A 25,287-nucleotide genomic window follows, 5' to 3' on the forward strand; every position below is an offset into this window, starting at 1 on the left:
CGCGCCGAGACTGCTGGGTCACCCCGCTGTCTCGGCGGCAGGATGCAGTCTCACGGCCCTCTGGCGTTCGCGGTCGCGTCAGTCGGCGGGGGCGACGGGGAGCAGCGGGCGGTGCTCGTAGAACGTCTGCAGCACGACGGTGGTGCGGGTGCGCACGTTCGCGGCCTGACGGATGTCGCGGATGAGCTCCTCCAGCGCCCGCGGCGTCGGCACGCGCACGAACAGGATGTAGCTGGCCTCCCCCGCGACCGAGTGGCAGGCCTCGATCGCGTCGAGGTGCGCCAGGCGCTCCGGGGCGTCGTCGGCCTGCGCCGGGTCGAGCGGGGTGATCTCCACGACCGCGGCGAGGGGCTTGCCCACCGCCTCGGGGTCGACGATCGCGCGGTACCCGGTGATGACCCCGCGCTGCTCGAGCTTGCGCAGTCGCGACTGCACGGCCGAGACGGAGAGCCCGGCCTCCTCGGCCAGCTGCGCGAGCGTGGCGCGCCCGTCAGCGGCGACGACCCTGACGATGGCGGCGTCCGCGGCGTCGTCGAGGTGCGGGGCGTCGGTCATGGTTTCACCGTATCAGCGCGCCTCTCCCATTCTCGGCAGGACTTTTTCCTGTTAGCGTGGCTTCCCACCGGAAGAACTACGGAACAGAAGGAGGCCGCGATGCCCACCACCCTCGAGCTCGAGACCCCCGTCGAGACGGATGCCGCCTGGCTGGCCCTGAAGGACGCGGTCACCGCGATCCAGGGGCTCCAGGTGAAGGACGGGTCGATCCCCGACACCGCCGCGCACGGACGCGCCGCATCCCTCGTCGACACGGTCACCGCCTCCGTGGCCGCGCTCGCCCCGCGGTTCCCGCACGACGCCGCCTACCTCGACGCGGTCGTGGCCGATCTCGGCCGCTGGCGCGACGGCGGCTTCGGCGTGCCCGACTTCCTCGACGCCCTGCTCGCCTTCCAGCCGCAGCGCGAGCGCGTCGACGGCCTGCGGCACCTCGTCGTCTTCCCGATGTACACGCAGAACGGGTCGCCCGACCGGCACCTCGAGGCGGTGCTCGTCGAGGTCATCTGGCCCGGGTTCATCGAGCGCCTGGAGACCGAGTACACGAACGGCCTGTTCGTGTCCCTGCGCCTCATCGACTTCACCGCCGGCTACGACACGAACTCCGCCGTGCTCTTCCCCGAGACCGTCGCGATGCGCGAGATCCCGGCGTTCACCTGGGGCGCGATCTTCCAGGACCGTGAGGCCGCCCGCTACCGCCGGGTCGTCGCCGCCGCGGCCGAGACGACGAAGCTCGACCTCCCGGAGCGCAGCCGCCGGATGCTCGACGACCAGGCCCTCGCCGAGCGCGTGTTCGTGATGTGGGACCTCATCCACGACCGCAGCCACATGCGCGGCGACCTGCCGTTCGACCCGTTCATGATCAAGCAGCGGATGCCGTACTTCCTCTACTCGCTCGAGGAGCTGCGCTGCGACCTCACCGCGTTCCGGGAGTGCGTCGGCATCGAGCACCGGCTGCGCGCCCGCAGGGAGGCCGGCGAGCAGCTCGACGACACCGAGACGGCGATGCTCGAGCACGCGGGCCTCGTGCAGGACGCCGTGCTCTTCGACCGCATCTTCCGCTTCTCGATGACCGGCACCCGGGTGCGCAACTACGACGGGCTCGGCGGGCAGCTGCTGTTCGCGTGGCTCCACCGACGCGGCGTGCTGCACTGGACCGACACGCGGCTCACCGTCGACTGGGACGCGGTCCCGGATGCGGTGACCGCCCTCGGCGAGGCCGTCGACCGCCTCTACTGGGAGTCGATCGACCGGCCGAAGACCGCGCACTGGCTCGCGGCGTACGACCTCGTCAGCGCGGTGGTCACCCCGCATCCGGCCTCGAAGTGGGCCCGCGGCCTGCCGGAGGAGGTGCTCGCCGGTCCGCCGTCGGGGTACACGGACGCGGTGCTGGACGACGAGTTCCCACTGTCGATGTTCTTCGAGGCGCTGGAGAAGAAGCTCCGCCCCGTCATCGCGTCGACCACCGGCATCCGCGGCACCGACTGACCGCCGGTCAAGGGCGGTGCCGCAGCGGTCATACCCTGGAAGGACGATGTACACACTTCACGACGTCGCCGCCCGCGAGTTCGGCAGCGACAACTATTCCGGAGTCCACCCCGAGGTCATGACCGCGATCGTCGCGGCGAACGAGGGACACGTCCCGGGGTACGGGGACGACCCGTACACCGAGCGCCTGGCCGAGGTCATCACGACGCAGTTCGGTGAGGGCGCCCGTGCCTTCCCCGTCTTCAACGGCACCGGTGCGAACGTCATCGCGCTGCAGGCGCTGCTGCCCCGCTGGGGCGCGGTCGTGGCCGCCGAGACGGCGCACATCAACGTCGACGAGGGCGGTGCCCCCGAGCAGCGCGGGATCAAGATCCACACCGTGCCCGCGCCCGACGGCAAGCTCACCCCCGAGCTCATCGACCTGCAGGCGTGGGGCTGGGACGACGAGCACCGCTCGCAGCCGCTCACGGTCTCGATCACGCAGTCCACCGAGCTCGGCACGGTCTACACGCCCGACGAGGTCCGCGCGATCGCCGACCACGTGCACGGCCTGGGCATGCGGCTCCACATGGACGGCTCCCGCATCTCGAACGCCGCCGCCGCCCTCGACCTGCCGCTGCGCGCGTTCACGCGCGACGCCGGCGTCGACGTGCTGAGCCTCGGCGGCACGAAGAACGGTGCGCTCGCGGCCGAGGCCGTCGTCGTGTTCGACGACGCCGCCGCGAAGGCGCTGCCGTACATCCGCAAGGGCAGCATGCAGCTCGCCTCGAAGATGCGGTTCGTCTCCGCCCAGCTCGTCGCCCTCTACGGCGACGACCTGTGGCTGCGCAACGCCCGCCACGCGAACGCCATGGCCGCGCGCCTGCGCGCCGGCATCGAGCGGGGCCTCGCCGACGGCAGCATCCGCGGCGTCGCCTTCACCCAGGCGACGCAGGCGAACGGCGTCTTCGCGACCCTGCCGGACGGCGTCGCCGACCGCCTGCGCGAACGCTTCCGGTTCTACGACTGGGACGCCGCGATCGGCGAGGTGCGGTGGCTCTGCACCTTCGACACCACCGAGGACGACGTCGACGCGTTCGTCGCGGCGATCGCGGAGGAGACCACACGCGGCTGAACCCACCCGACGCACGCCGACGGGCCGGACCTCTTCACGGGGTCCGGCCCGTCGCCGTCGGCACGGGCCCGCGTTCATCCGTCGCGGATGCAGGGTCCCGGGCGGGCGCATCCGTCATCCGTGACGGGCGAACCGGCGTCGAGCTGCGGGTCAGCGGGCCAGACGGCGGCCGAAGAGGGCGGTGAACAGGGTCGGGCGGAACCGGCGGGCGACGTACTGCACGGCCTCGTCCACCGGGAGCGCACGGGTGGAGTTGCCCACCCGCACCCACAGCTCGGTACTGCCGCCGCCGCCCGCGGACTGGGTGACGAACACCGGTGCCGAGGAGGGCGGCACCTGCACGGCGCACACGGTCTGCCCGGGGGTGACCTCGACGAAGCGGATGCGGGGCAGCGCCGCCGCGTTCCGACCGAAGTTCGAGATGAACAGGTCGCGCAGCCAGAGCTCGTACCGGTCGTGGTCGGGCGTGCGCAGCGTCGCGAGGTCGCGGTCGAGCCCGGTGACCCGGCCGCCGTCGTCGGCGCCGATCACGAGCACGCCGCCCTCACTGTTGAGGAACGCGGCGATCGTCTTGACGATCACGCCCTCCATGCGGGAGTCCTTGCGCTCCTCGCGCACGTTCCAGCGGGCGGTCTCCTTGAACTCCACCGACGCGGATTCGCCCGCGCGGAGCACGGCGGCCACGTCCACGTCGTCGAGGACGCGGCGGCGGGCGGCGTGGATCGCGGCGAACAGCAGGCAGAGGCCGACACTCGAGCCGAGCACGAGCAGGAGGGTGCCGAGGGTCCAGACGCGCTGGTCGTCGAGGAAGATGCCCGACAGCAGCATCCCGAGCGCCATGCCGAGCAGCGCCACGATCGACAGCGCCGCCTGCCCGGGTGCGCGGCGCCGTCCGAAGGCGGTGCGCACGGCGCGTGCGAGGAGGGATGCGAGCAGCAGCGCGACCGGGAGCGCGATACCGAACTCGACGAGGAGCGGACTGGCGGGGTCGGTGATCACCGCAGTGCACCGACGCTGGCCAGGCCCAGCCGGACGAGGGTGCCGCGGCCGCCCTCCATCTCGGCGGCGAGGGCGTCGGACGCGGCCTCGGCGGGCTCCATCCAGGTGAGCTCGAGCGCGTCCTGCCGGGGTTCGCAGGTGCCCGTGACCGGCACGACGAACGCGAGGGAGACGGCGTGCTGCCGGTCGTCGTGGAACGCGCTGACGCCGGGGATGGGGAAGTACTCGGCGACCGTGAACGGCGCCGGCTGCGGCGGCAGCAGCGGGAAGGCCATGGGCCCGAGGTCGTTCTCCAGGTGCCGGAACAGCGCGTCCCGGACGGTCTCGCCGTACCGGACCCGCCCGGAGACGATCGTGCGCGTGATCTCCCCCATCGGGGTGGCCCGCAGCAGGATGCCGACCTGCGTGACGTTGCCGAGCCCGTCGGTGCGCACCGGAAGCGCCTCGACGTAGAGCATGGGGAGGCGACGCCGCGCCTCGGCGAGCTCCACGTCGCTCAGCCACGCCGGGTTCGCGGCGTCGGCCGGGAGCGACCCGCCCAGCTCGAACGCGTTCAGCGGGTCGCGACGCTCGTCGCCTGACTCGTTCGGGTCGGGGTCTGGGGTGCGGACCGGCATGCCTCTTGTATACCTCACGGCCCCGCACGCGCCGGCACGGCCCGCACCCGGCCCGGCGTCGGGGGCGGCTGACACAATGGAGCCATGGACGCGACTCCGGCCCTCGACGACGGCGCGGTGCGCTGGTCGGTCCCGCCCGCCGACCGTGACGACCGCCCGGTGCTGGTGCTCCTGCACGGCTACGGCAGCGACGAGCACGACCTCTTCGGTCTGGTGCCGTACCTGCCGCCGGAGTTCGTGTACGCCGCGGTGCGCGCGCCGCTGACCCCGCCGTTCCCGGCACCCGGGTTCTCCTGGTACCCGATCGAGGGGCTCGACGGGCGCAGCACGGAGAAGGTCACGGAGGGCGCGGCACGGCTGCTGGAATGGCTCGACGCCGCCGGGATCGGGCGGGCGGGGCTCCTCGGGTTCTCGCAGGGCGGCGCGGTGTCGCTGCAGGCGCTGCGGCTCGCGCCCGACCGCATCCCGTTCGCGGTGAACCTCAGCGGCTACGTCCACCCCGGCCCGCTCCCCGGCGACCCGGTACTCGCCGAGCGTCGTGACACCCCGGTCTTCTGGGGCCGCGGCGCGGTGGACGAGGTCATCCCCGAGCCGCTCATCGCCCACAGCATCCAGTGGCTGCCCGAACACGTCGACCTCAGCGGTCGCGTGTACGAGGGCATGGCCCACAGCGTCTCGGAGCAGGAGCTCCACGACGTGCGTACGTTCCTCGGCAGACAGCTCGACCGCATCACGGCGAAGGCGGCGCAGTGATCTCCCCCCGCGCCCTGCGCGCCGAGATCTCGTCCGAGGCGCTGCTCGCGAACGCCCGGCTGCACGCGGGCCCGGATGCGGTCGCGGACCTGCGCCGCGACGCCTACGGGCACGGCGTCGGCACCGTCGCCCGCGCCCTCGCGGCGGCCGGGGTGCGCCGTGCCGTGCTCGACCCGATCGATACGACGGATGCGGCGGCCGTCGGCCTCGAGGTGGTGGCGACGAAGCCCACGCTCGACCCGCGCGACCTGTACGGGCTCCCCGGCGGCACCGGCCGCCCTGCGATGCGACTGGTCGGCACCGTGCTGTCGCTGAAGCCGCTGCGCGCCGGCGAGGGCGTGAGCTACAACGCCACGCACGTCGCCGCCGCCGACACGACGGTCGCGCTCGTCTCCGGCGGGTACGGGCAGGGCGTCGTGCGGGCGATCGGCAACCGGGCGCACGTCACGATCGGCGGCGTGCCGCATCCGATCGTCGGACGGGTCGCGATGGACGTCTGCATGATCGACGTCGGTGAGGCGCCGGTGCAGGTCGACGACCCGGTGGTGTACTTCGGCGGCGCGGTTCCGGGCGAAGGCGCCCTCGCCGACTGGGAGCGCATCACCGGCCTGCGCGCCACCGAGATCGTGTGCACCCTGGGCCTGCACGTCGCCCGGGAGGAGACCGCGTGACCGCGCCGCGCCTCCGGGTCGACCTCGACCGCGTCCTCGCGAACATCGACACCCTCCGCGCCCGGCTGTCCCCGGCCGAGCTCATGCTCGTGGTGAAGAACGACGCGTACGGCCACGGCGTCGACGCGATCGTCACGGCCGCAGCGCGGCACGGGGTCCGCTGGTTCGGCGCGTTCGACGTGCCCACCGGGCTGCGGGTCCGCGCGGCAGCGGGCCCGGACGCCCGCGTCTTCTCTTGGGCGACCGCGGCGCGGTCCGAACTCGACGACGCCGTGCACGCCGGGCTCGACATCGGGGTCGGCGACGCGCGCTCCCTGACGGACGTCGCCGACGCCGCCGGCGGCCGCCCGGTCCCGGTGCACCTGAAGATCGACACCGGGCTGCACCGCAACGGGGTGCGGCGGGAGGACTGGCCCCCGTTCGTCGACCGCGCGGCGGCACTCGAGGCGGAGGGTCGCATCCGCGTCGTCGGGGTGTGGAGCCACCTCGCCGAGACGAGCGACGCGACCGACGACGCGGCGCGGGACGAATACCTCCACGCCGTCACCGCCGCCCAGGCCGCGGGGCTCCGGCCGGAGGTGCGCCACCTCGCGGCGAGCGCCGCGTCGTTCGCCCGCGAGGAGTTCCGCTTCGACCTCACCCGGGTGGGCGCGTTCGGGTACGGGATCCGTTCCGCCGGCGGCGAGGACCTCCCCGGGATCGTGCCCGCGGCCACGCTCGTCGCGCCGGTGACGGCGGTCGGCCCGGATGCGGTGACGGTCGGCGTGGGCGCACTCGACGGCATCCCGTCGACGCTCGCCGGACGGGTCGACGTCGGCACCCCTGCGGGTCCCAGGCGGCTCCTCGCCGTGCAGGACACCGCGCTCGAGGTCGCGTCCTGGCCCGGCGCCGCGATCGGCGACGAGGTGCACGTCTTCGGGCCGGGCTCCCTCGGCGAGGCGACCGCCACCACCCTCGCCGAGACGATCGACACCGTCGGCGAGGAGCTCCTGGTGCGCCTGTCGCCCCGCATCCGCCGGGAGTACGTCACCGGCTGAGCACGGGACCGTGCATTCGGCGCCGTCCCGCCGGCGACGCGTCGCCCGCAACACACGCTCACCTGTCGCAAACTGCGGCCCACGGCAGCAACTCGCGACAGGTGAGCGGGCACGGACGCCCGCGCCACCGCCTTACCTGTCACGAACTGCGGCCCCCAGCAGCAACAGGCGACAGGTGAGCGAACTCGGGAGCGCGGGCAGGGACGGGGTGTGCGCCGTGAGCGCAACCCCGCCCCGACGTCGGTGGCACCGGCCATGATGGTCGGGTGAGTGACGTGCTCGAGCGGTTCTCGCCTGCCACGCAGGACTGGTTCCGCGGCGCCTTCAGCGCCCCGACCCCCGCCCAGGCGGGCGCGTGGGACGCGATCTCGCAGGGCAGGCACGCGCTCGTGGTCGCCCCGACCGGTTCCGGCAAGACGCTGTCGGCGTTCCTGTGGGCGCTCGACCGGGTCTTCCGCGACCGCGCCGCCGCACCCGTCGCCACCCCGGAACCGGATGCCGGGCGCCGCCGCCGCAAGCCCGCCGCAGACCCCACGCGCACCCGCATCCTGTACGTCTCGCCGCTGAAGGCGCTCGGCGTCGACGTGGAACGGAACCTCCGCTCGCCGCTCATCGGCATCGGCCAGTCCGCACGGCGCCTCGGCCTGCCCGCCCCCGACGTCACGGTCGGCGTGCGCTCCGGCGACACCCCGGCCGCCGACCGCCGGAAGCTCCTGACCGAGCCGCCGGACATCCTCATCACGACCCCCGAGTCGCTGTACCTCATGCTCACGAGCCAGGCGCGGGAGACCCTGCGCGAAGTGCACACCGTGATCGTCGACGAGGTGCACGCGGTCGCGGCCAGCAAGCGCGGCGCCCACCTCGCGGTGAGCCTCGAACGGCTCGACGACCTGCTCGAGCACCCGGCGCAGCGCATCGGCCTGTCGGCGACGGTGCGCCCGATCGACGAGGTCGCGCGGTTCCTCGGCGGTGCGGCCCCGGTCGACATCGTGGCGCCGCGCGCCTCGAAGACGTTCGACCTGCGGGTGTCGGTGCCGGTGGAGGACATGCTGCACCCGCCGCCCCCGCCCGGCCAGGAGGAGTCCGGCGACGACGACTGGCTCTCCGGCGACCGCGACGACCCCACCGAGATCACCGGGTCGCTGTGGCCGCACGTGGAGGAGGCGATCGTCGACCGTGTGCTCGCGCAGCGCTCCACGATCGTGTTCGCGAACTCCCGGCGCCTCGCCGAGCGGCTCACGGCACGCCTGAACGAGATCTTCGCCGGGCGGCTCGGTCTCGAGGTGCCGGAGCAGACGGTCCCGGCGCAGATGGTGGCGCAGGCCGGGCAGACCGCCGGGGTCGCGCCGGTGCTGGCGAAGGCGCACCACGGGTCGGTCTCCAAGGAGCAGCGGGCGCAGGTCGAGGAGGAGCTGAAGTCCGGCGTCCTCCGCTGCGTCGTCGCGACCTCGAGCCTCGAGCTCGGCATCGACATGGGCGCGGTCGACCTGGTGATCCAGGTGGAGGCGCCGCCCTCCGCCGCGTCCGGGCTCCAGCGGGTCGGCCGCGCCGGGCACCAGGTCGGCGAGATCAGCCGCGCCGTGCTCTACCCGAAGCACCGTGGCGACGTGCTGCACACCGCCGTCGTCACCGAGCGGATGCTGGACGGCAAGATCGAGTCGATCCGCATCCCGCGGAACCCGCTCGACATCCTCGCGCAGCAGACCGTCGCGGCCGCCGCGCTCGGCGCGATCGACGTCGAGGAATGGTACGAGACGGTGCGCCGCTCGGCGCCGTTCCGCACCCTGCCGCGCTCGGCGTACGAGGCGACGCTCGACCTGCTCGCCGGGCGCTACCCGTCCGACGAGTTCGCCGAGCTCCGCCCCCGCGTGGTCTGGGACCGCGACCACGGCACGCTCACCGGGCGCCCCGGTTCGCAGCGGATCGCGGTGACGAGCGGCGGCACGATCCCCGACCGCGGGCTGTTCGCGGTGTACGTCGCCGGTGAGACGCAGAACGCCCGCGTCGGCGAGCTCGACGAGGAGATGGTCTACGAGTCGCGCGTGAACGACGTGTTCACGCTCGGCACGACGAGCTGGCGCATCGTGGAGATCACGCACGACCGGGTGAACGTCGTGCCCGCGTTCGGGCAGCCGGGCAAGGTGCCGTTCTGGCACGGTGACGGCATCGGCCGCCCGGCGGAGCTCGGCGAGGCGCTGGGCGCGTTCTCGCGCGAGGTGTCGTCGGCGAAACCGGATGCCGCGCGCGAGCGCCTCACGGAGGCGGGCCTCGACGAGCACTCGCAGGCGAACCTGCTCGCGTACCTCGCCGAGCAGCGGGAGGCGACCGGGTCCGTGCCGACCGACCGGAGCCTGACGGTCGAACGGAGCCGCGACGAGGTCGGCGACTGGCGCGTCATCCTGCACTCCCCCTACGGCATGCAGGTGCACGCGCCGTGGGCGCTGGCGGTGAACGCCCGCATCCGCGAGCGCCTGGGCGTCGAGGGGTCGGCGGTGGCGAGCGACGACGGCATCATCGCGCGCGTGCCCGATACCGAGAGCGAGCCGCCCGGCGCCGAGCTGTTCGTGTTCGACGCCGACGAGCTGGAGCAGATCGTCACCGAGGAGGTGGGCGGCTCGGCACTGTTCGCGTCCCGCTTCCGGGAGTGCGCGGCCCGGGCCCTGCTCATGCCGCGGATGAACCCGAGCAAGCGGAGTCCGCTGTGGCAGCAGCGGCAGCGCTCCGCGCAGCTGCTCGAGGTCGCACGGAAGCATCCGACGTTCCCGATCATCCTGGAGACCCTCCGGGAGGTGCTGCAGGACGTCTACGACCTGCCCGCCCTCACCGACATCGCCCGCCGCATCGCCGACCGCCGCATCCGACTGGTCGAGACGACGACCGGGCAGCCCTCCCCCTTCGCCCGCGACCTGCTCTTCGGATACGTCGGCGCGTTCATGTACGAGGGCGACTCGCCGCTCGCCGAACGCCGCGCCGCCGCCCTGTCGGTCGACCCGGCACTGCTGTCGGAGCTGCTCGGCACGGTCGAGATGCGCGAGCTCCTCGACCCGCAGGTCATGGCGCAGTTCGAGCGCGAGGTGCAGCGGCTCGACCCGAAGCGCCGGGTGCGGGGCGTCGAGGGCGTCGCCGACCTGCTGCGCGTGCTCGGCCCGCTCTCGGTCGCCGAGATCGCCGAGCGCCTGAGCGATCCGGGCGGCTCGGACGCCGCCGCATCCGTCGAGGCGGCGGGCGCATTCGCCGAGGAGCTCCTCACCGCCCGCCGCGCGATCCGCCTCACGATCGCGGGCGATGCGCGGCTCGCGGCGATCGAGGACGCCGCCCGCCTGCGCGACGCGCTCGGCGCCGCCCTCCCCGTGGGGCTGCCGAACGCGTTCCTCGAGCCGGTGCCCGACCCGCTCGGCGACCTGACCGCGCGGTATGCGCGCACGCACGGCCCGTTCACCGCCGACGCCGTCGCGACCCGGTTCGGGGTGGGCGTCGCAGTCGCTCGGCACGCCCTGCAGCGGCTCGAGGCGCAGGGACGCGTGAGCAGCGGCTACTTCCTGCCGGAGTCGACGACCGCGAGGCCGGAGGAGACGGAGTGGTGCGACAGCGAGGTGCTGCGCCGGCTGCGGATGCGGTCGCTCGCCGCGATCCGCGGCAGCGTCGAGCCCGTGCCGCCCGAGGCGTTCGCCCGGTTCCTGCCGGACTGGCAGCACCTTACGCGACCGCTCGAGGGGGTCGACGGCGTGCTCGCGGTCATCGAGCAGCTCGCCGGGGTGCCGATCCCGGCGAGCGCATGGGAGTCGCTCGTGCTGCCCGGCCGGGTGCGCGACTACACCCCGGCGATGCTCGACGAACTCACCGCGACCGGCGAGGTGGTGTGGTCGGGGCACGGGTCGCTCCCCGGCCGCGACGGCTGGATCGCGTTGCACCCGGTCGACGCCGCGCCGCTCACCCTGCTGCCGCCCGAGGACGAGGTCGCCGACGGGTCCCTCGACGCGCAGATCCTCGCCGCCCTCGAACACGGCGGCGCGTACTTCGTGCCGCAGCTGCGCGAGACGACCGGGGCCCAGACCGAGCAGAACGTGCTCGACGCGCTGTGGCGGCTGGCCTGGGCGGGACGCGTCACGAACGACACGTTCGCGCCGGTGCGGGGACTGCTGTCGGCGGGATCGCAGGCGCACCGCGCGGTGCGCCGGACACCCCGGTCGCGGCTGTACCGCGGCAGCTCGATCTCCCTGCCCGCGGCCCCGCCCCGACCGGTCGGGGCGGGGGGACGCTGGTCGCTGCTCCCGGCCGCGGAGGCCGATCCGACGCGGCGCCACGCCGCGTCGGCCGGGCTCCTCCTCGACCGGTACGGCGTGGTCACCCGCGGCAGCGTGCAGTCCGAGGGGATCCCCGGCGGGTTCGCGCAGGCGTACCGGGTGCTCTCCGGCTTCGAGGAGGCCGGGCACTGCCGCCGCGGGTACGTGATCGAGAAGCTCGGCGCGGCCCAGTTCGCCGCATCCGCCACCGTCGACCGGCTGCGCACCTTCGCCGCCGTCGCCGATCCGCCGCCGTACGACGCGATCACCCTCGCCGCGACCGACCCCGCGAACCCGTACGGTGCGGCGCTGCCGTGGCCGTCGGTCGAGGGCGTGACGCACCGGCCGGGGCGCAAGGCGGGCGGGCTCGTCGTGCTCGTCGACGGTGCCCTGACGCTGTACCTGGAACGCGGCGGCAAGACCGCGCTGCTGTTCACCGGCGACGAGGAAGCGGTCGCGGCCGCTGCGCGTTCGCTCGCCGACACCGCACAGGCGCGGAAGCTCGCGACGCTCACGATCGAGCAGGTCAACGGCGCGATCGTGTTCGGCACGCCGCTCGGCGGCGCCCTCCGTGCGGCCGGGTTCGTCGAGTCCACCCGTGGGCTGACGCTGCGGCGCCCGGTCGCCGGCGCGCGCACCCCTGCGCGGGACGGGGCGGCGCGTGCCTGAGGGCGACACCGTCTTCCGCACCGCGCGGCGGCTGCACGAGGCGCTTGCCGGGGCCGAGGTGACGCGGTTCGAATTGCGCGTGCCGCGGGTCGCGGCGGCCGACCTGCGCGGCGAGACCGTGCACGCGGTCGTCCCCCGCGGGAAGCACCTGCTCATGCGCGTGGGCGGCTGGAGCGTGCACTCCCACCTGAAGATGGAGGGCGAGTGGCACGTCTACCGGCCCGGCGAGCGGTGGCGCAAGCCCGGGTTCGCCGCCCGCGCGATCGTCGGGTCCTCGGAACGGACCGCCGTCGGCTTCGACCTCGCCATGGTCGATGTCGTCCCGACCGCCGAGGAGGACCGGCTGGTCGGCCACCTCGGCCCCGATCCGCTCGCGGACGACTGGGACCCCGTCGAGGCCGCCGCACGGCTCGCCGCAGACCGCCGGGAGGTGCACGTCGCGCTGCTCGACCAGCGGAACCTCGCGGGCCTCGGCAACGAGTACGTGAACGAGCTGCTGTTCCTGCGCGGGATCCTGCCGACGACCCCGGCGTCGGAGACCGACACCCCCGCGCTCGTCGAGACCGGCGCCCGTCTCATCCGGGCGAACCGCGACCGCCGGGTGCGGGTGTTCACGGGTGACGCGCGCGCGGGCCGCACCACCTGGGTCTACGGCCGTGCGCGCCGCCCGTGCCGGCGCTGCGGCACGCCGATCCGCGAGGGGAGCCTCGGCGCCGACCCGACGCGCGAGCGCAACGTCTTCTGGTGCCCGGTCTGCCAGCGGTGAGGCTCAGTCCTCCGGCACCATGACCGGGGTGTCGCGGTTCAGCGCCCGGCCGTCGAAGAACGGCTTCGCCCGGGGGAAGAGGTACCAGACGAACATCAGCACCACGCCGATGAGGAGCGCGCCGACACCGACCACGAACGTGCCGCCGATGCCGAAGATGACGGTGTACCCGTAGTCGACGTCCCACATGTCGATGGCCGACTGCACGAACGCGTAGGTGAGCATGAGCGCGCCGAGCAGGGGCAGCACGAGCCGGTAGACCACGTTCCGGCCCGAGGTGAACAGCTCGCGGCGGAAATACCAGACGCAGGCGAACCCGGTGATGGCGTAGTAGAAGGCGATCGCGAGACCGAGCGACAGGATCGAGTCCTGCAGGATGTTGTCGCTGACCAGCGTCATCCCGACGTAGTACAGCGACGCGACGACGCCCATGATGAGCGTCGAGAACGACGGCGTCTTGTACTTCGGGTGCACCCGCTTGAACCGCTCAGGGAGGGCGCGGTAGACGCCCATCGCGAGGGTGCCGCGGGCGGTCGGGAGGATGGTCGTCTGCGTGGACGAGACCGCCGAGACCAGGACCGCCACCACGAGCAGCCAGCCCCACGGGCCGAGCAGTCCGTCCCGGATCGCCAGGAACACGTCGTCTGCGTTCGCCTCATTGCCGAGACCCACGCCCGACTCGCCGACGCCGGCGTACATCATCGCGGCGATCGTCACGGAGACGTAGGTCGCCAGCAGCAGGATGCAGGTGAGTAGCGCCGCGAGCCCGGGGATCCGCTTCGGGTCCTTGGTCTCCTCGTTCAGCGCGAGGCAGGTGTCCCAGCCCCAGTAGATGAACAGGGCGAGCAGCACCGCCTCGGTGAAACCGCTCCAGTCGGTGAAGGCGAGCGGGTTCAGCCACTCCCAGTCGAAGGGCGTCGGGTTCGGCGCGGTGCCGGCGAAGAACTGCCAGAGGGCGGCGACGACGAAGACGGCGAGCGCGACGTACTGGACCGCCAGCAGGATGTTCTGCACCCGCTGCCCGATCTCGACCCCGCGCCAGCTGATGTAGGTCATCGAGGCGATGAAGAAGAGCGCGACGAGAATGACCCGCCAGTCGTTGCCGGCCACCTCGACGCCGAACAGGGCCCAGAAGTAGATGGCCGCGATCTGGGCGAGGTTCGCGAGCACGACCATGCCGGCCACCGCGACGCCCCAGCCGCCCATCCAGCCCACCCACGGGCCGAACGCCTTCGTGGCCCAGGTGAAGGTCGTCCCGCAGTCGGGGACGGCGTTGTTGAGCTCCCGGTAGGCGAACGCGATGAAGAGCATCGGGACGAACGCGATGATGAACGCGATGGGTGCCTGCGCGCCGACCGCGAGGACGACGAAGCCGAGGGTGGCCACGAGCGAGTAGACCGGTGCCGTGGAGGCGAGACCGATGACGGTCGAGCCCCAGAGCCCGAGGGTGCCGGAGGCGAGCCCCTTGCCGTCGGTGTGCTCCAGTCGCACGGGAGTGGTGGACCCGAAGTCGGTCATGTCGGCCCCTTTCCCGTCCGCCGCTCGACGGACGCCAGGTGCTCACTATGGCATCGGGCCCGACGCCGCCGCATCCTCGCGCATCCGGGCGCGTCGCGGCCCGGCCGCGCGGGACCGCTTCCCCCGCCCCGCGCGTTGTCAACCCATCCGGAATCGGCCGCGCATCGAACAACATCACGGTGAGGGAATGAATCCCCGGTCACGGTGGTTGTCCCTGTTGTCTGGCGTCGCCTGGCGCCGGAGGAGGAGATCGTGGGTAAGAACTACATCGACATCGAGAACGACCGCGGCGAGACGCTGCGGTACCGCAAGCACGCCAACGGGCGCGGGCTCATCGCCAACGGCGCCAAGGTGCACCCCTCGGCCGTGGTCGAGGCGGGGGCGTACGTCGAACCCGGGACGCAGATCGCGGCCGGTGCGTTCGTCGGCAGCGGCGCGTGGATCGAGAGCGATGTCGTCATCGGCCCGCAGGTGCGGATCGCCCCGCACGCGCACATCGGCCCGAAGGCCAAGGTCGGTGCCGGCGCCGCCATCGGCGTGCGCACGTACGTCGGCGAGGGCGCCATGGTCGCCCAGGGGTCGCTCATCGGCGACGACGAGACCATCCACGACGGTGAGCGCGTCGCCACCGACCCGCGGGGGTTCCGTCTCGCGGCGTGACCCGCGGCGGTAGCCTTTCGGGATGACCGCACACGGCAAGCGCACCCGGGGTGGCGGCCGTCCCGGCGCCGCCCGGGGCGGTGCGCGCACGCCCGCGCCGAAACCGCGGACGAAGCCCCAGCCCCGCCCGGAGCCGTCGCCCGCGCTCCCCGAGGGCCCGCTCCGCCTGGGGGTCATCCCGGGCGCGACCCCGGGCAAGTGGCTGGACGTGTGGCAGCAGCGGATGCCGCGGAACCCGGTCGAACTCACGCACCTCGCCGTCGGCGAGGAGGCGGCCGCGCTCCGTGACGGCAGCGTGGACGCGGTCATCGCCCGGCTGCCCCTCGACCGCGACGGCCTGCACGTGATCCCGCTCTACCGCGAGGTGCCGGTCGTGGTGTGCGGCGCGGAGTCGGATCTGACGGTCGCGGAGGAGCTGCGGCTCGAGGATCTCGCCGGCGAGGTGCGGATCGTGCCGGCCGACGACGTGCTCCACACCGACCTGCCGGGCACCGTCGCCCCGGTCTTCGACGCCCCTGCGACCACCGAGGAGGCCGTCGCGACCGTCGCGGCGGGCGTGGGCATCACCGTCGTGCCGATGTCGCTCGCGCGCCTGCACCACCGCAAGGACGTGACCTTCCGCATCCTGGCCGACGGACCCGAGTCGCCGGTGGGACTCGCCTGGCCGGTGGAGGACGCCTCGCCGCTCGTCGATGTCTTCGTGGGTGTCGTGCGCGGCCGCAGCGTCAACTCGTCGCGCGGCTGAGCGCCCGCCTAGACTTCTCGGCATGGATCCCCGCCCGCTGCTGTACGTCTGCGTGCGGCCGCAACGGGGAGCTGCCGAGGGGGAGTACCGGTCGTTCCGGAACGCCACCGGGCTCGGTCCGGACCGGCTGCACGAGCTCGACCTCGTCCGGAATCCGCTGCCTGCGGGCGCCCTCGACCGGTACGCCGGCTTCCTCGTCGGGGGCAGTCCCTTCAACGCCACCGACCCGGACCGGTCCGAGGTGCAGCGCCGGCTCGAGGCGGACCTCGAGACCATCGCCGCCGCCGCGACGACGGCATCCGGCCCCGCCGCCATGTTCACCTGCTACGGCATCGGCGTCGTCACGCGGATGCTGGGCGGCACCGTGACCCGGGACTACCCGGAGGGCACGACCGCCGCCGAGATCGAACTGACCGACGCGGGTGCGGACGACCCCGTGTTCGGCGTGATGCAGCGCGTGTTCCAGGCGTTCACCGCCCACAAGGAGTCCAGCACGACGGCGCCGGCCGACGCCGTGCTGCTCGCGACGAACCCGGCGTGCCCGGTGCAGGCCTACCGGGTCGGCGACCGCCTCTATGCGACCCAGTTCCACCCCGAGCCGACCGCCCGGGACTTCACCGAGCGGATGGTGTTCTACCGCGACGCGGGGTACTTCGCCGCCGAGGCGTTCGACGCGGTCGCCGCGCGCGTGCTGGCGGCGGACGTCAGCGAGCCGGCGCGGATGCTGCGCGCGTTCGCGACACGGTACGCACCCGCCTGATCACCGCGGTCGCGAGCACGAGCACCGCCACGACGACGGCGAGCACACCGATGACGGTGCTGTGCGGCTCGTCGGTGAGGCGCCCGACCGCGAGCCACGACAGCCCCCACGACAGCGCGAGCGCGGGGGCGAGTCGGCCGCCGCCGACACCGGCGAGCCCCATGCCCACCACGGCGACGACGAGGAGCACCGCGCTCCCCCAGATCTCCGCTGCGCTCTCCCATTCCGCCGGCGCCGTCTCGGTGAGCCAGGCGGTCGTGTTCGCGACGGTCGCGAGCGTGACCCAGCCGAGGTGCAGGCCGTTCACACCGTTGACGAGGAGGCGGTCGACCCACCCGCGGCCGGGTCGGCGGACGGTCCCGGCGAACACGATGCAGAGGTTCACCAGCAGCAGCGCGATCACGAGGACGGTGAGCGGCAGCGTCAGGAACTGCGCTGCGACGAGCCAGAGCCCGTTCAGCACCTCGCTGAGTGCGATCCACCAGCCGAGCCGTCGCAGCCGGGCGTCCGCGCGCTGCGCCGGCAGCGCCTGCCAGATCGCGAACGCGACGAGCCCGACGTACACGACCGACCAGATCGAGAACGCCGGCGAGGCGGGCGCGAGGTACGTGGCGTCCGCCGAGAGCGCGCCGTCCTGGAGGTCCTGCACGGGCGTGCCGCCGAGGACGCCGGCGCCGATGACCGCCGCGACGAGCATGAAGCAGGTCGCGGCGATCACGACGGTCTGCCGGAGGACGTCCGTCCCGGTCGACCGGACGTCGCGGCCGGCGGGCGCGGGGGCTGCGGTGGATGGGGTGGCCATGCATCCCACGCTAGGAACCCGCATCCGCGTCGCCGCTGGGGTTGACAGCCCCCGGGCGCGCGAGTGGGCTCAGCCGCGGGCCGAGAGCACCCGGGCGGTCTCCGACCCGGTCTTCTCGTTCTTCTTCCCGGCGCGCGAGCCCGCGAGCTTCGCGGCGATGTGCTCCCCGACGGTGACCGGCTCGTAGCGGGCGGGACGGTCCGCATCCACGCACTGCGGCAGCGTCGCGATGACCGCGTCGACGTCGCCGTCGTGGAAGAACGCCGCCGAACGGCGCCGCTCGATCGTGCCGTCGATCACCGGCGGCTTGACGCGGTGCAGCGTCGAGAGCCACCGGTCGTTCGTGAGCCGGGCGGTGACGTCGCCGAGGTTGATGAGCAGCGCGTCGTCGGCGGGCTGCACGTCGTGCCACGAGCCGTCGGTGCCGAGCACCTGGAGGCCGCGCACCTGGTCCGCCCAGAGGATCGTGACGATGCCGTAGTCGGTGTGCTCGCCCATGCCGATGAGATCGCCGTCGAGGGTCACCTGGGTTCCGGGCGGGAGGGCGTAGTTGTTCATGCGCAGCACGTCGAGCGAGTGCCCCGTGAGCCGGTCGAAGAAGCCGGGCTCGAGGCCGAGGGCGTCCGCGAAGATGCGGGTCATGGTGCGTGCGACCGTCGCGGCCTCGGCGAAGTAGGTCTCCACCTGCGCCTGGAAGCCGTCGACGTCCGGCCAGACGTTGTCGGCGTATTCGGGCTGCGGCAGCCCCGGCGCGTGGGGGTAGTGGCCCTGCCCCGCGCCGACGTTGAACGCCTCGAAGAAGTCGTTCATGCGGCTCGCCTGCTCGACGCCGAGCGAGAGGCTCAGCGACTCCGACTTCGGCGGGCTGTAGCCCCGGTTGATCTGCGGCGGGGTGCGGGAGGCGGACTTCTCCTCGAGGTCGAGGGCGAAGAACCGGTCCATCGCGTCGGTGAGGCCGTCGATCGCGGAGGCCGGGATGCCGTGGCCCGTGATCTGGATGAACCCGACGGTGCGGCACGCGTCGTCGACGCGGCGCGCGACGTCGGCCTTCTCGGCGTCGGTCCCGCCCTGCACGTAGGGCGTGATGTCGATGATGGGGACGTGGAATGTCATGGCGACTCCTTCGGAGGGCCGCCCCGGGAAGGGCGACCGTTGGGATGTGAGGTAGCCACTTCACGTGTTTCCCGTCGCGGCCTGCCGGCCGTGACCCGTGTTGTACATGAACGCTGCCGCGACCCTAGCCCGGCGGTGTTACCCCCGCGTTACGCCGGAGGATGACGGCGGAGGACGGCGGCAGGGCGAGCGCACCGGGGGTGCGGGCGGTCGCGGGCGAGGTCGCGAGCAGGAGTGCGTCCGCGTCAGGCACGGGCACGTCCCACGGTTCCGGCGAGAGGTTCACCAGGATGCGGAGGGGCCCGCGGTGCAGGGTGAACCGGCGCGCGTCGGGCGCCGCGTCCGGGGTCTCGTCGACCGCGTCGAGCGAGGTCCACGCCGGGTCGGTGAGCTCCGGGTGTTCCCGACGCAGCCGCGTCAGCGCGCGGTACAGCGCGAGCAGCCGCGCGTGCTCGGGGTGCTCGGGCTCGGACCAGTCCAGGTGCGAGCGGACGAACGTCTCCGGATCCTGCGGGTCGGGGACGAGCGACTCGTCCCACCCCATGCGGGCGAACTCGGCCGTGCGGCCGGTGCGCACCGCATCCCCGAGCCACTCCTCCGGATGCGAGGTGAAGAACTGCCACGGCGTCGACGCACCCCACTCCTCGCCCATGAACAGCATGGGGGTGCCGGGGGCGGTGAGGGTGAGCACGGCCGCGACCGCCAGCCGGTCGGCGCCGAGCGTGGCGGTCAGGCGGTCGCCGGCGGCGCGGTTGCCGATCTGGTCGTGGTCCTGCGCGAAGGTGACCAGCCGCCAGGCCGGCACCTGGGCCGGGATGGGATGCCCGTGCTCGCGTCCGCGGAACGACGAGTACGTGCCGTCGTGGAAGAACCCCTTCGCCCACACCTTCGGCAGGGCCTCGGGGTCGGCGAAGTCCTCGTAGTAGCCGGCGGTCTCGCCGGTGAGGGCGACGTGCACGGCGTGGTGCCAGTCGTCGCTCCACTGCGCGGTGAGGCCGTAGCCCCCGGCCTCGCGCGGCAGGATGAGCTTCGGGTCGTTCATGTCCGACTCGGCGATGAGCGTGAGCGGGCGTCCGAGGTGGGCGGACAGCGCGTCGGCCGCCTCGGCGAGCTCCTGCAGGATGTGGCGAGCTCGCTCGTCGTGGAGCGCGTGCACGGCGTCGAGTCGCAGCCCGTCGACGTGGTGGTCGCGCAGCCACATGAGCGCGTTCTCGACGATGTAGGCGCGCACGGCGTCCTCATCGAGGTTCACCGAGTCGCCCCAGGTGTTGCGGCTGCCCTCGCGCAGGTACGGACCGAACTCGGGCAGATGATTGCCGCTCGGGCCGAGGTGGTTGTAGACGACGTCCTGGACGACGGCGAGCCCGGCCGCGTGCGCCGCGTCGACGAACCGGTCGTACGCGGCGGGGCCGCCGTACGCCTCGTGGACGGTGTACCAGAGCACCCCGTCGTAACCCCAGTTCCAGACGCCGTTGAAGCCGTTCACCGGGAGCAGCTCGACGTGCGTGACGCCGAGGTCGACGAGGTGGTCGAGGCGGGCGGCCGCCGCATCCAGGGTCCCCTCGGGGGTGAACGTGCCGATGTGCAGCTCGTAGATCACCCCGCCGGCGAGCTGGCGCCCGGTCCACGCGTGGTCGGTCCACGCGGAGGCGCCGGGATCGACCCAGGCCGACAGTTCGTGCACGCCGTCGGGCTGCCGGCGCGAGCGGGGGTCGGCCCGCACCTCGCCGTCATCGAGCACGAACCCGTACCGGTCGCCGTCGGCGAGTTCGACCTCCGCGCGCCACCAGCCCGCATCCGCCGCGGTGAGGTCGACGTCGTCGACCCCGGGCCGCCGCATCCGCACCCGCTGCGCCTTCGGCGCCCACACCTCGATCACGCGTCCGTCTCCTCTGTGTCGTTGGACCGCGAGACTGCATCCGGTCGCCGAGACTGCGGGGTTACCGCGCTGTTTCGGCGGTGAGATGCAGTTTCGCGGTTCTGGTCGGCGTCGTCGTCGGCGGCGGGGGCGAGGAGCGCGACCGGGTACCGCGAGAGCAGGGCCGCGAGCGGGGCGGGGCCGCCGGCGACCGTCGCGCCGGTGAACGCGTCGCGCCAGGTGCCGGCGGGCAGCTGCAGCACGGTGTCGCCCCAGCCGCCACGGGCCGCGAGCCCGACCGGCAGCCGCGTGGCGACCGCGATCGCGCCGCCGCGGTCGAACGCGACGACGTGCCCGGATGCGGTGCCCACCGCGTGCAGCGGCCGGTACCGCGTGAACAGGTCGGGGCGGTCGCGTCGCAGCCGCAGCGTGCGCGAGACGACGAGGAGCTTCGCGGCACCGTCGGCGTCCACCTCGGGGAGGGCGCCGGCGTCGAGTTCGCGCAGCATCCGCGCCCGCGCCGCGAAGTCCACCGCGCGGCGGTTGTCGGGGTCGACGAGCGAGGTCTCCCACAGCTCGGAGCCCTGGTACACGTCGGGGACGCCGGGGCCTGCGAGCTGCAGCAGCTTCGCCGACAGCCCGTTCGACCAGCCGGGCTGCGCGAGTTCGGCGACGAAGGCCTCGACGACGGGCCGCGCCTCGCCGAACGCGGCGTCGACCACGGCGTGCATCCGCGCCTCGAAGGCCGCGTCGGGCTCGAGCCAGCCGGTCTCCTCCCCCGCCTCACGCGCGGCCTTCTCGGCGTAAGCGTGCAGCCGCTCGGGGCTCGCCGGCCACGCGCCGACGATCGCCTGCCACAGCAACGCGTCGAACGGCCCGTGCCCGCAGGAGGCGACGGCGCGGAGGCGGCCGAGCACCTCGTCCCAGCGTTCCGGCACCTCCGCGAGCACCGACAGGCGGGCCCGGACGTCCTCGCCGCGCTTCGTGTCGTGCGTGCTGAGCGCGGTGAGCGACTGCGGCCACCGCGCCTGACGGCGGGTGAACGCATCGTGCAGCCCGGCGACCGGGAGCGCGAACACCGACGGGTCGCCGCCGACCTCGGTCAGCGTGCCGAGCCGGGTCGCGCGGTAGAACGCGGTGTCCTCGACCCCCTTCGCCATGACGGGGCCGGTCGTCTGCTGGAACCGCCGCGCGGCCTCCTGCGACGGGTCGGAGAGCACCGGCAGGAGCGCCGCGATCGCGGCGGTGAGGTCGGGGCGGCGGGCGGTCGCCGCATCCGCCGCCTCGTCGAGCCACTCCCGCCCCGCTGGCAGGTACGACCGGTAGGTGGGGAAGCAGGCGAGGAGCTCGGCGAGCGCGTCGGCCGCGGTCGGCACGGCCTCGCGCACCTCGGCGGGGAGCACCCGCACGAGCCGGCGGATCTCGGACTGCTGGATCGTGTCGGCGATCATCCGCTTCGTGCCGTGGATGAGGTCGGGCCACGGCTGCGCGGGCGGGAGCCCGGTCTGCGCGCGCAGCAGCGCGTCGATCGCGGTGAGCGCCCCCTCGCCCGCCGGGTCCACCAGCACCCGGTCGATCTCGGCCATGGCGTCGTAACCGGTGGTGCCGGTCGCGGCCCAGGACGGCTGCAGCTCCTCGGGATGCGCGGTGGCGGCGTGCTCGAGGATCTTCTCGACCCACACCGGGACGCCGCCGGTGGCCGCGGCGAGCCGGTCGAGGTAGGCGCCGGGGTCGACGAGGCCGTCGGGGTGGTCGACGCGCAGGCCGTCGACGAGGCCCTCGCGCACCCACCGGAGGATCTCGGCGTGCGCCGCGTCGAAGACGGCCGGGTCCTCGACGCGGACGCCGGCGAGGCTCGTCACGGCGAAGAAGCGGCGGTAGTTCAGGCCCGCGGCCTCCTCGCGCCAGTGGCAGAGCTCGTAGTGCTGGCGGGCGAGCACCTCGGGCAGCTGCGCGGCCGCATCCCGGATCCCGTCGAGCGAGCCGTCCGCGAGCGGGAACTCGTGGTCGAAATAGCGGAGCACGGGTTCGTCGCCGTCCTCGACGCGCAGGTCGCCGAGCACCTCATCGAGCGGCGCCCCGAGCACCGGGATGCGGAGGCGTCCGGCGCCCGCATCCCAGTCGATGTCGAACGCGGCGGCGTACCGGGAGTCCCGGCCGCGGCGCAGCACGTCCCACCACCAGGGATTCTCGTGCGGGACGCTCACGCCCATGTGGTTCGGGACGATGTCGACGACGACGCCGAGGCCCGCGCCGTGCGCGGCCGCGGCGAGCCGCTCCAGCCCCTCGGCACCCCCGCGGGCCGGGTCGATCCGGGACGGGTCGACGACGTCGTACCCGTGGTCCGATCCGGTCGTCGCCTGCAGGAGCGGGGACAGGTAGACCCAGCCGACGCCGAGCTCCCGCAGGTACGGCACGAGCTCCGCGGCCGCGTGCAGGTCGAGCGACGGGCGGATCTGCAGCCGGTAGGTCGAGGACGGGAGCCCGGTCACCGGGTGAGCTCCGACTTCGGCGCGGCGCCCGGCACCTCGTCGATCGCGCCGGTGAGAGCCTGGGCGAGGGAGGCGGCGACCGAGTGGTCAACCTCGGGTGCCGGCGCCTCGTGCTCGCGCAGCACCATGAGCGACTTCGGCTCCACCGTCACGGCCTGCCCGGGGTCGATCGGCTCCGAATCGGCGCGCTCCCCGGCGGTGTCGACGAGGACGTCCCAGCGGGGCGAGTACTCCACGTCGGGGAGGGTGAAGTCGACCGGGTCGTCACCGGCGTTGAAGAGGATGATGAAGTCCTCGTCGGTGATCTGCTCGCCCCGGCGGTCGCGCTCGCGGATGCCCTCGCCGTTCAGGTACACCCCGACCGCGCGGCCGAAGCCGGTGTCCCAGTCCTCCGGCTCCATGACCGAGCCGTCGGGCCGCAGCCACACGATGTCCGGCACCCGGGTGCCCTCCTCGCGGCGGACCGGGCGGCCGTCGAAGAACCGGCGCCGGCGGAAGGTGGGGTGCTCGCGGCGCAGCCGGGAGAGCGCCGCGGTGAACTCCACGAGCGGCTGGTCGACCGCATCCCAGTTCACCCAGGTGAGCTCGTTGTCCTGCGCGTAGCCGTTGTTGTTGCCCTGCTGCGTGCGCCCCAGCTCGTCGCCGTGCAGCAGCATCGGCACCCCCTGGCTGAGCAGCAGGGTCGCGATGAAGTTCCGCTGCTGCCGGGCACGCATCTTCAGCACCTCGGGGTCATCGGTGGGCCCCTCCACCCCGAAGTTGTACGACCGGTTGTGCGATTCGCCGTCGTTGCCGTTCTCGCCGTTCGCGTCGTTGTGCTTCTCGTTGTACGAGACGAGGTCGCGCAGGGTGAAGCCGTCGTGGGCGGTGACGAAGTTCACGGATGCGGCGGGGCGCCGCCCGGAGTGCTCGTACAGGTCGGCGGACCCGGTGAGGCGCGACGCGAACTCCCCGAGGGTCGAGGGCTCGCCGCGCCAGAAGTCGCGGACGGTGTCGCGGTACTTGCCGTTCCACTCCGTCCACTGCGGCGGGAAGTTGCCCACCTGGTAGCCGCCGGGGCCGACGTCCCACGGCTCGGCGATGAGCTTCACCTGCGACACCACCGGGTCCTGCTGCACGAGCTCGAAGAACGTCGCGAGCTTGTCGACGTCGTAGAACTCGCGTGCGAGGGTCGCGGCGAGGTCGAACCGGAACCCGTCGACGTGCATCTCGAGCACCCAGTAGCGCAGCGAGTCCATGATGAGCTGCAGCGCGTGCGGGTTGCCGACGTTGAGGCTGTTCCCGGTGCCGGTGTAGTCGGTGTAATACCGCTTGTCGTCGTCTTCGAGGCGATAGTAGGCGGCGTTGTCGATGCCCTTGAACGACAGGGTCGGGCCGAGGTGGTTGCCCTCCGCGGTGTGGTTGTAGACCACGTCGAGGATGACCTCGATGCCGGCCGCATGCAGGGCGCGCACCATCCCCTTGAACTCCTGCACCTGCTGTCCCCGCTGGCCGGTCGCGGCGTAGGCGTTGTGCGGGGCGAGGAAGGAGATGGTGTTGTAGCCCCAGTAGTTGGACAGGCCCTTCTGCTGCAGGGTGTCGTCGTTGACGAACTGGTGCACGGGCATGAGCTCGATGGCGGTCACGCCGAGCTTCTTCAGGTGCTCGATGATCGCCGGGTGGGCGATGGCGCTGTAGGTGCCGCGGATCTCCTCCGGGACGGCCGGGTGCCGCTCGGTGAGCCCCTTCACGTGCGCCTCGTAGATGAAGGTCTCCGAGTACGGCACCTTCGGCTGCCGGTCGCCGCCCCAGTCGAAGAACGGGTTCACGACCACGCCCTTCATCATGTTCGCGGCCGAGTCTTCGTCGTTGCGGGAGTCGGGGTCGCCGAACGTGTACCCGAACACGGGCTGCCCCCACTGCACCTCGCCCTCGACGGCCTTGGCGTAGGGGTCGAGCAGCAGCTTGTTCGAGTTGAACCGCATCCCGTTGGCGGGGTCGTACGGACCGTGGACGCGGTAGCCGTACCGCTGCCCGGGGCCGATGTTCGGCAGGTACGCGTGCCAGACGTAGGCGTCGACCTCGACGAGCGGGACGCGGGTCTCGGTGCCGTCCTCGTCGAAGAGGCACAGCTCGACCGCCTCGGCGCATTCGCTGAACAGGGCGAAGTTCGTGCCGTTGCCGTCGTAGGTGGCGCCCAGCGGATGACTGGACCCAGGCCAAGTGTGCACGGCGTCCCCCTTGCCGGTGTGGGCTCCCACACTAGTGGAGGCGGCATCCCGCGATTCCCCGGGGGCGGTGGCGGTGGCGGCAGGGGCGAGCGGCGCGCCCGTCGGGTCGGATTCGGTCACGCCCCGAGCATGACCGACACCGGTGCGCGCAGACCCGCCCTTGACGAACCCGTGACGGGA

19 protein-coding genes are annotated in these 25,287 nt (G+C 73.1%); 10 read left to right on the plus strand and 9 right to left on the minus strand.

The annotated features are described in order from the left end of the window. Positions 1-78 precede the first annotated feature (78 nt). Positions 79-555, minus strand: a complete 477-nt coding sequence (locus tag ACWAUO_RS13620; protein ID WP_460776166.1) for an Lrp/AsnC family transcriptional regulator — start codon at positions 553-555, stop codon at positions 79-81. Positions 556-654: 99 nt separating this feature from the next. On the opposite strand from ACWAUO_RS13620, the gene ACWAUO_RS13625 reads away from it, so the two are divergent. After that, positions 655-2,040 carry a DUF6421 family protein gene (locus tag ACWAUO_RS13625; protein ID WP_460776168.1) on the plus strand — a complete coding sequence of 462 codons (1,386 nt, stop codon included), beginning with the start codon at positions 655-657 and terminating at the stop codon, positions 2,038-2,040. A gap of 46 nt (positions 2,041-2,086) precedes the next feature. Beyond that, positions 2,087-3,154 carry a threonine aldolase family protein gene (locus ACWAUO_RS13630; protein ID WP_460776170.1) on the plus strand — a complete coding sequence of 356 codons (1,068 nt, stop codon included), beginning with the start codon at positions 2,087-2,089 and terminating at the stop codon, positions 3,152-3,154. Positions 3,155-3,304: 150 nt separating this feature from the next. Here ACWAUO_RS13630 and ACWAUO_RS13635 read toward each other — a convergent pair whose 3' ends face one another. Both ACWAUO_RS13635 and ACWAUO_RS13640 read right to left on the minus strand, forming a co-directional pair. Further along, on the minus strand, positions 3,305-4,153 hold the full coding sequence (locus ACWAUO_RS13635) for an AlbA family DNA-binding domain-containing protein (RefSeq protein ID WP_460776171.1): 849 nt from the start codon (positions 4,151-4,153) through the stop codon (positions 3,305-3,307). Continuing rightward, positions 4,150-4,770, minus strand: coding sequence for a DUF4916 domain-containing protein (locus tag ACWAUO_RS13640; RefSeq protein WP_460776173.1), 621 nt, complete (start codon positions 4,768-4,770; stop codon positions 4,150-4,152). Before ACWAUO_RS13640 ends, ACWAUO_RS13635 begins: the two co-directional genes overlap by 4 nt. A gap of 84 nt (positions 4,771-4,854) precedes the next feature. Between ACWAUO_RS13640 and ACWAUO_RS13645 the strand changes: the two genes are divergently transcribed. From ACWAUO_RS13645 to ACWAUO_RS13665, 5 genes are all read left to right on the plus strand, one after another. Further along, complete coding sequence (locus ACWAUO_RS13645; RefSeq protein WP_460776174.1) at positions 4,855-5,523, plus strand: alpha/beta hydrolase; 669 nt, start codon at positions 4,855-4,857, stop codon at positions 5,521-5,523. Then, complete coding sequence (locus tag ACWAUO_RS13650) at positions 5,520-6,194, plus strand: alanine racemase C-terminal domain-containing protein (protein ID WP_460776176.1); 675 nt, start codon at positions 5,520-5,522, stop codon at positions 6,192-6,194. The genes ACWAUO_RS13645 and ACWAUO_RS13650 overlap by 4 nt, the downstream gene beginning before the upstream one ends. After that, positions 6,191-7,231, plus strand: a complete 1,041-nt coding sequence (locus ACWAUO_RS13655) for an alanine racemase (protein ID WP_460776177.1) — start codon at positions 6,191-6,193, stop codon at positions 7,229-7,231. The genes ACWAUO_RS13650 and ACWAUO_RS13655 overlap by 4 nt, the downstream gene beginning before the upstream one ends. A gap of 266 nt (positions 7,232-7,497) precedes the next feature. Then, positions 7,498-12,183 carry an ATP-dependent helicase gene (locus tag ACWAUO_RS13660; protein ID WP_460776179.1) on the plus strand — a complete coding sequence of 1,562 codons (4,686 nt, stop codon included), beginning with the start codon at positions 7,498-7,500 and terminating at the stop codon, positions 12,181-12,183. Continuing rightward, positions 12,176-12,949 carry a DNA-formamidopyrimidine glycosylase family protein gene (locus ACWAUO_RS13665; RefSeq protein ID WP_460776180.1) on the plus strand — a complete coding sequence of 258 codons (774 nt, stop codon included), beginning with the start codon at positions 12,176-12,178 and terminating at the stop codon, positions 12,947-12,949. The genes ACWAUO_RS13660 and ACWAUO_RS13665 overlap by 8 nt, the downstream gene beginning before the upstream one ends. A gap of 3 nt (positions 12,950-12,952) precedes the next feature. Here ACWAUO_RS13665 and ACWAUO_RS13670 read toward each other — a convergent pair whose 3' ends face one another. Beyond that, positions 12,953-14,467 carry an APC family permease gene (locus ACWAUO_RS13670; RefSeq protein WP_460776182.1) on the minus strand — a complete coding sequence of 505 codons (1,515 nt, stop codon included), beginning with the start codon at positions 14,465-14,467 and terminating at the stop codon, positions 12,953-12,955. 252 nt (positions 14,468-14,719) lie between these two features. Between ACWAUO_RS13670 and ACWAUO_RS13675 the strand changes: the two genes are divergently transcribed. The 3 genes from ACWAUO_RS13675 to ACWAUO_RS13685 are packed head-to-tail and all read left to right on the plus strand — an operon-like array spanning position 14,720 to position 16,632. Next, entirely contained in the window at positions 14,720-15,127 is a 408-nt protein-coding gene (locus ACWAUO_RS13675; protein WP_460776183.1) for a transferase, read from the plus strand. A gap of 22 nt (positions 15,128-15,149) precedes the next feature. After that, a complete protein-coding gene (locus ACWAUO_RS13680) occupies positions 15,150-15,872 on the plus strand; it encodes a LysR family substrate-binding domain-containing protein (protein ID WP_460776184.1) in 723 nt (240 codons plus the stop codon). A gap of 22 nt (positions 15,873-15,894) precedes the next feature. After that, positions 15,895-16,632 carry a glutamine amidotransferase-related protein gene (locus ACWAUO_RS13685; protein ID WP_460776186.1) on the plus strand — a complete coding sequence of 246 codons (738 nt, stop codon included), beginning with the start codon at positions 15,895-15,897 and terminating at the stop codon, positions 16,630-16,632. Here the strand turns inward: ACWAUO_RS13685 and ACWAUO_RS13690 are convergent. The 5 genes from ACWAUO_RS13690 to glgX all read right to left on the minus strand — a co-directional run bounded on the left by ACWAUO_RS13690 (position 16,577) and on the right by glgX (position 25,107). Continuing rightward, complete coding sequence (locus tag ACWAUO_RS13690; protein ID WP_460776188.1) at positions 16,577-17,434, minus strand: tryptophan-rich sensory protein; 858 nt, start codon at positions 17,432-17,434, stop codon at positions 16,577-16,579. The two genes, ACWAUO_RS13685 and ACWAUO_RS13690, sit on opposite strands and share 56 nt — an antisense overlap. 69 nt (positions 17,435-17,503) lie before the next feature. After that, positions 17,504-18,547 (minus strand): isopenicillin N synthase family dioxygenase, encoded by a 1,044-nt coding sequence (locus ACWAUO_RS13695; RefSeq protein WP_460776189.1) that lies wholly within the window; start codon positions 18,545-18,547, stop codon positions 17,504-17,506. 124 nt (positions 18,548-18,671) lie between these two features. Next, positions 18,672-20,387: a malto-oligosyltrehalose trehalohydrolase gene (gene treZ / locus ACWAUO_RS13700; RefSeq protein WP_460776239.1), complete on the minus strand. Its 1,716-nt coding sequence runs from the start codon at positions 20,385-20,387 to the stop codon at positions 18,672-18,674. 35 nt (positions 20,388-20,422) lie between these two features. Continuing rightward, positions 20,423-22,897, minus strand: coding sequence for a malto-oligosyltrehalose synthase (gene treY, locus ACWAUO_RS13705; protein WP_460776191.1), 2,475 nt, complete (start codon positions 22,895-22,897; stop codon positions 20,423-20,425). After that, a complete protein-coding gene (glgX, locus tag ACWAUO_RS13710; RefSeq protein WP_460776240.1) occupies positions 22,894-25,107 on the minus strand; it encodes a glycogen debranching protein GlgX in 2,214 nt (737 codons plus the stop codon). Before glgX ends, treY begins: the two co-directional genes overlap by 4 nt. Positions 25,108-25,287 lie beyond the last annotated feature (180 nt).

Source organism: Microbacterium sp. GXF7504, assembly GCF_054798235.1.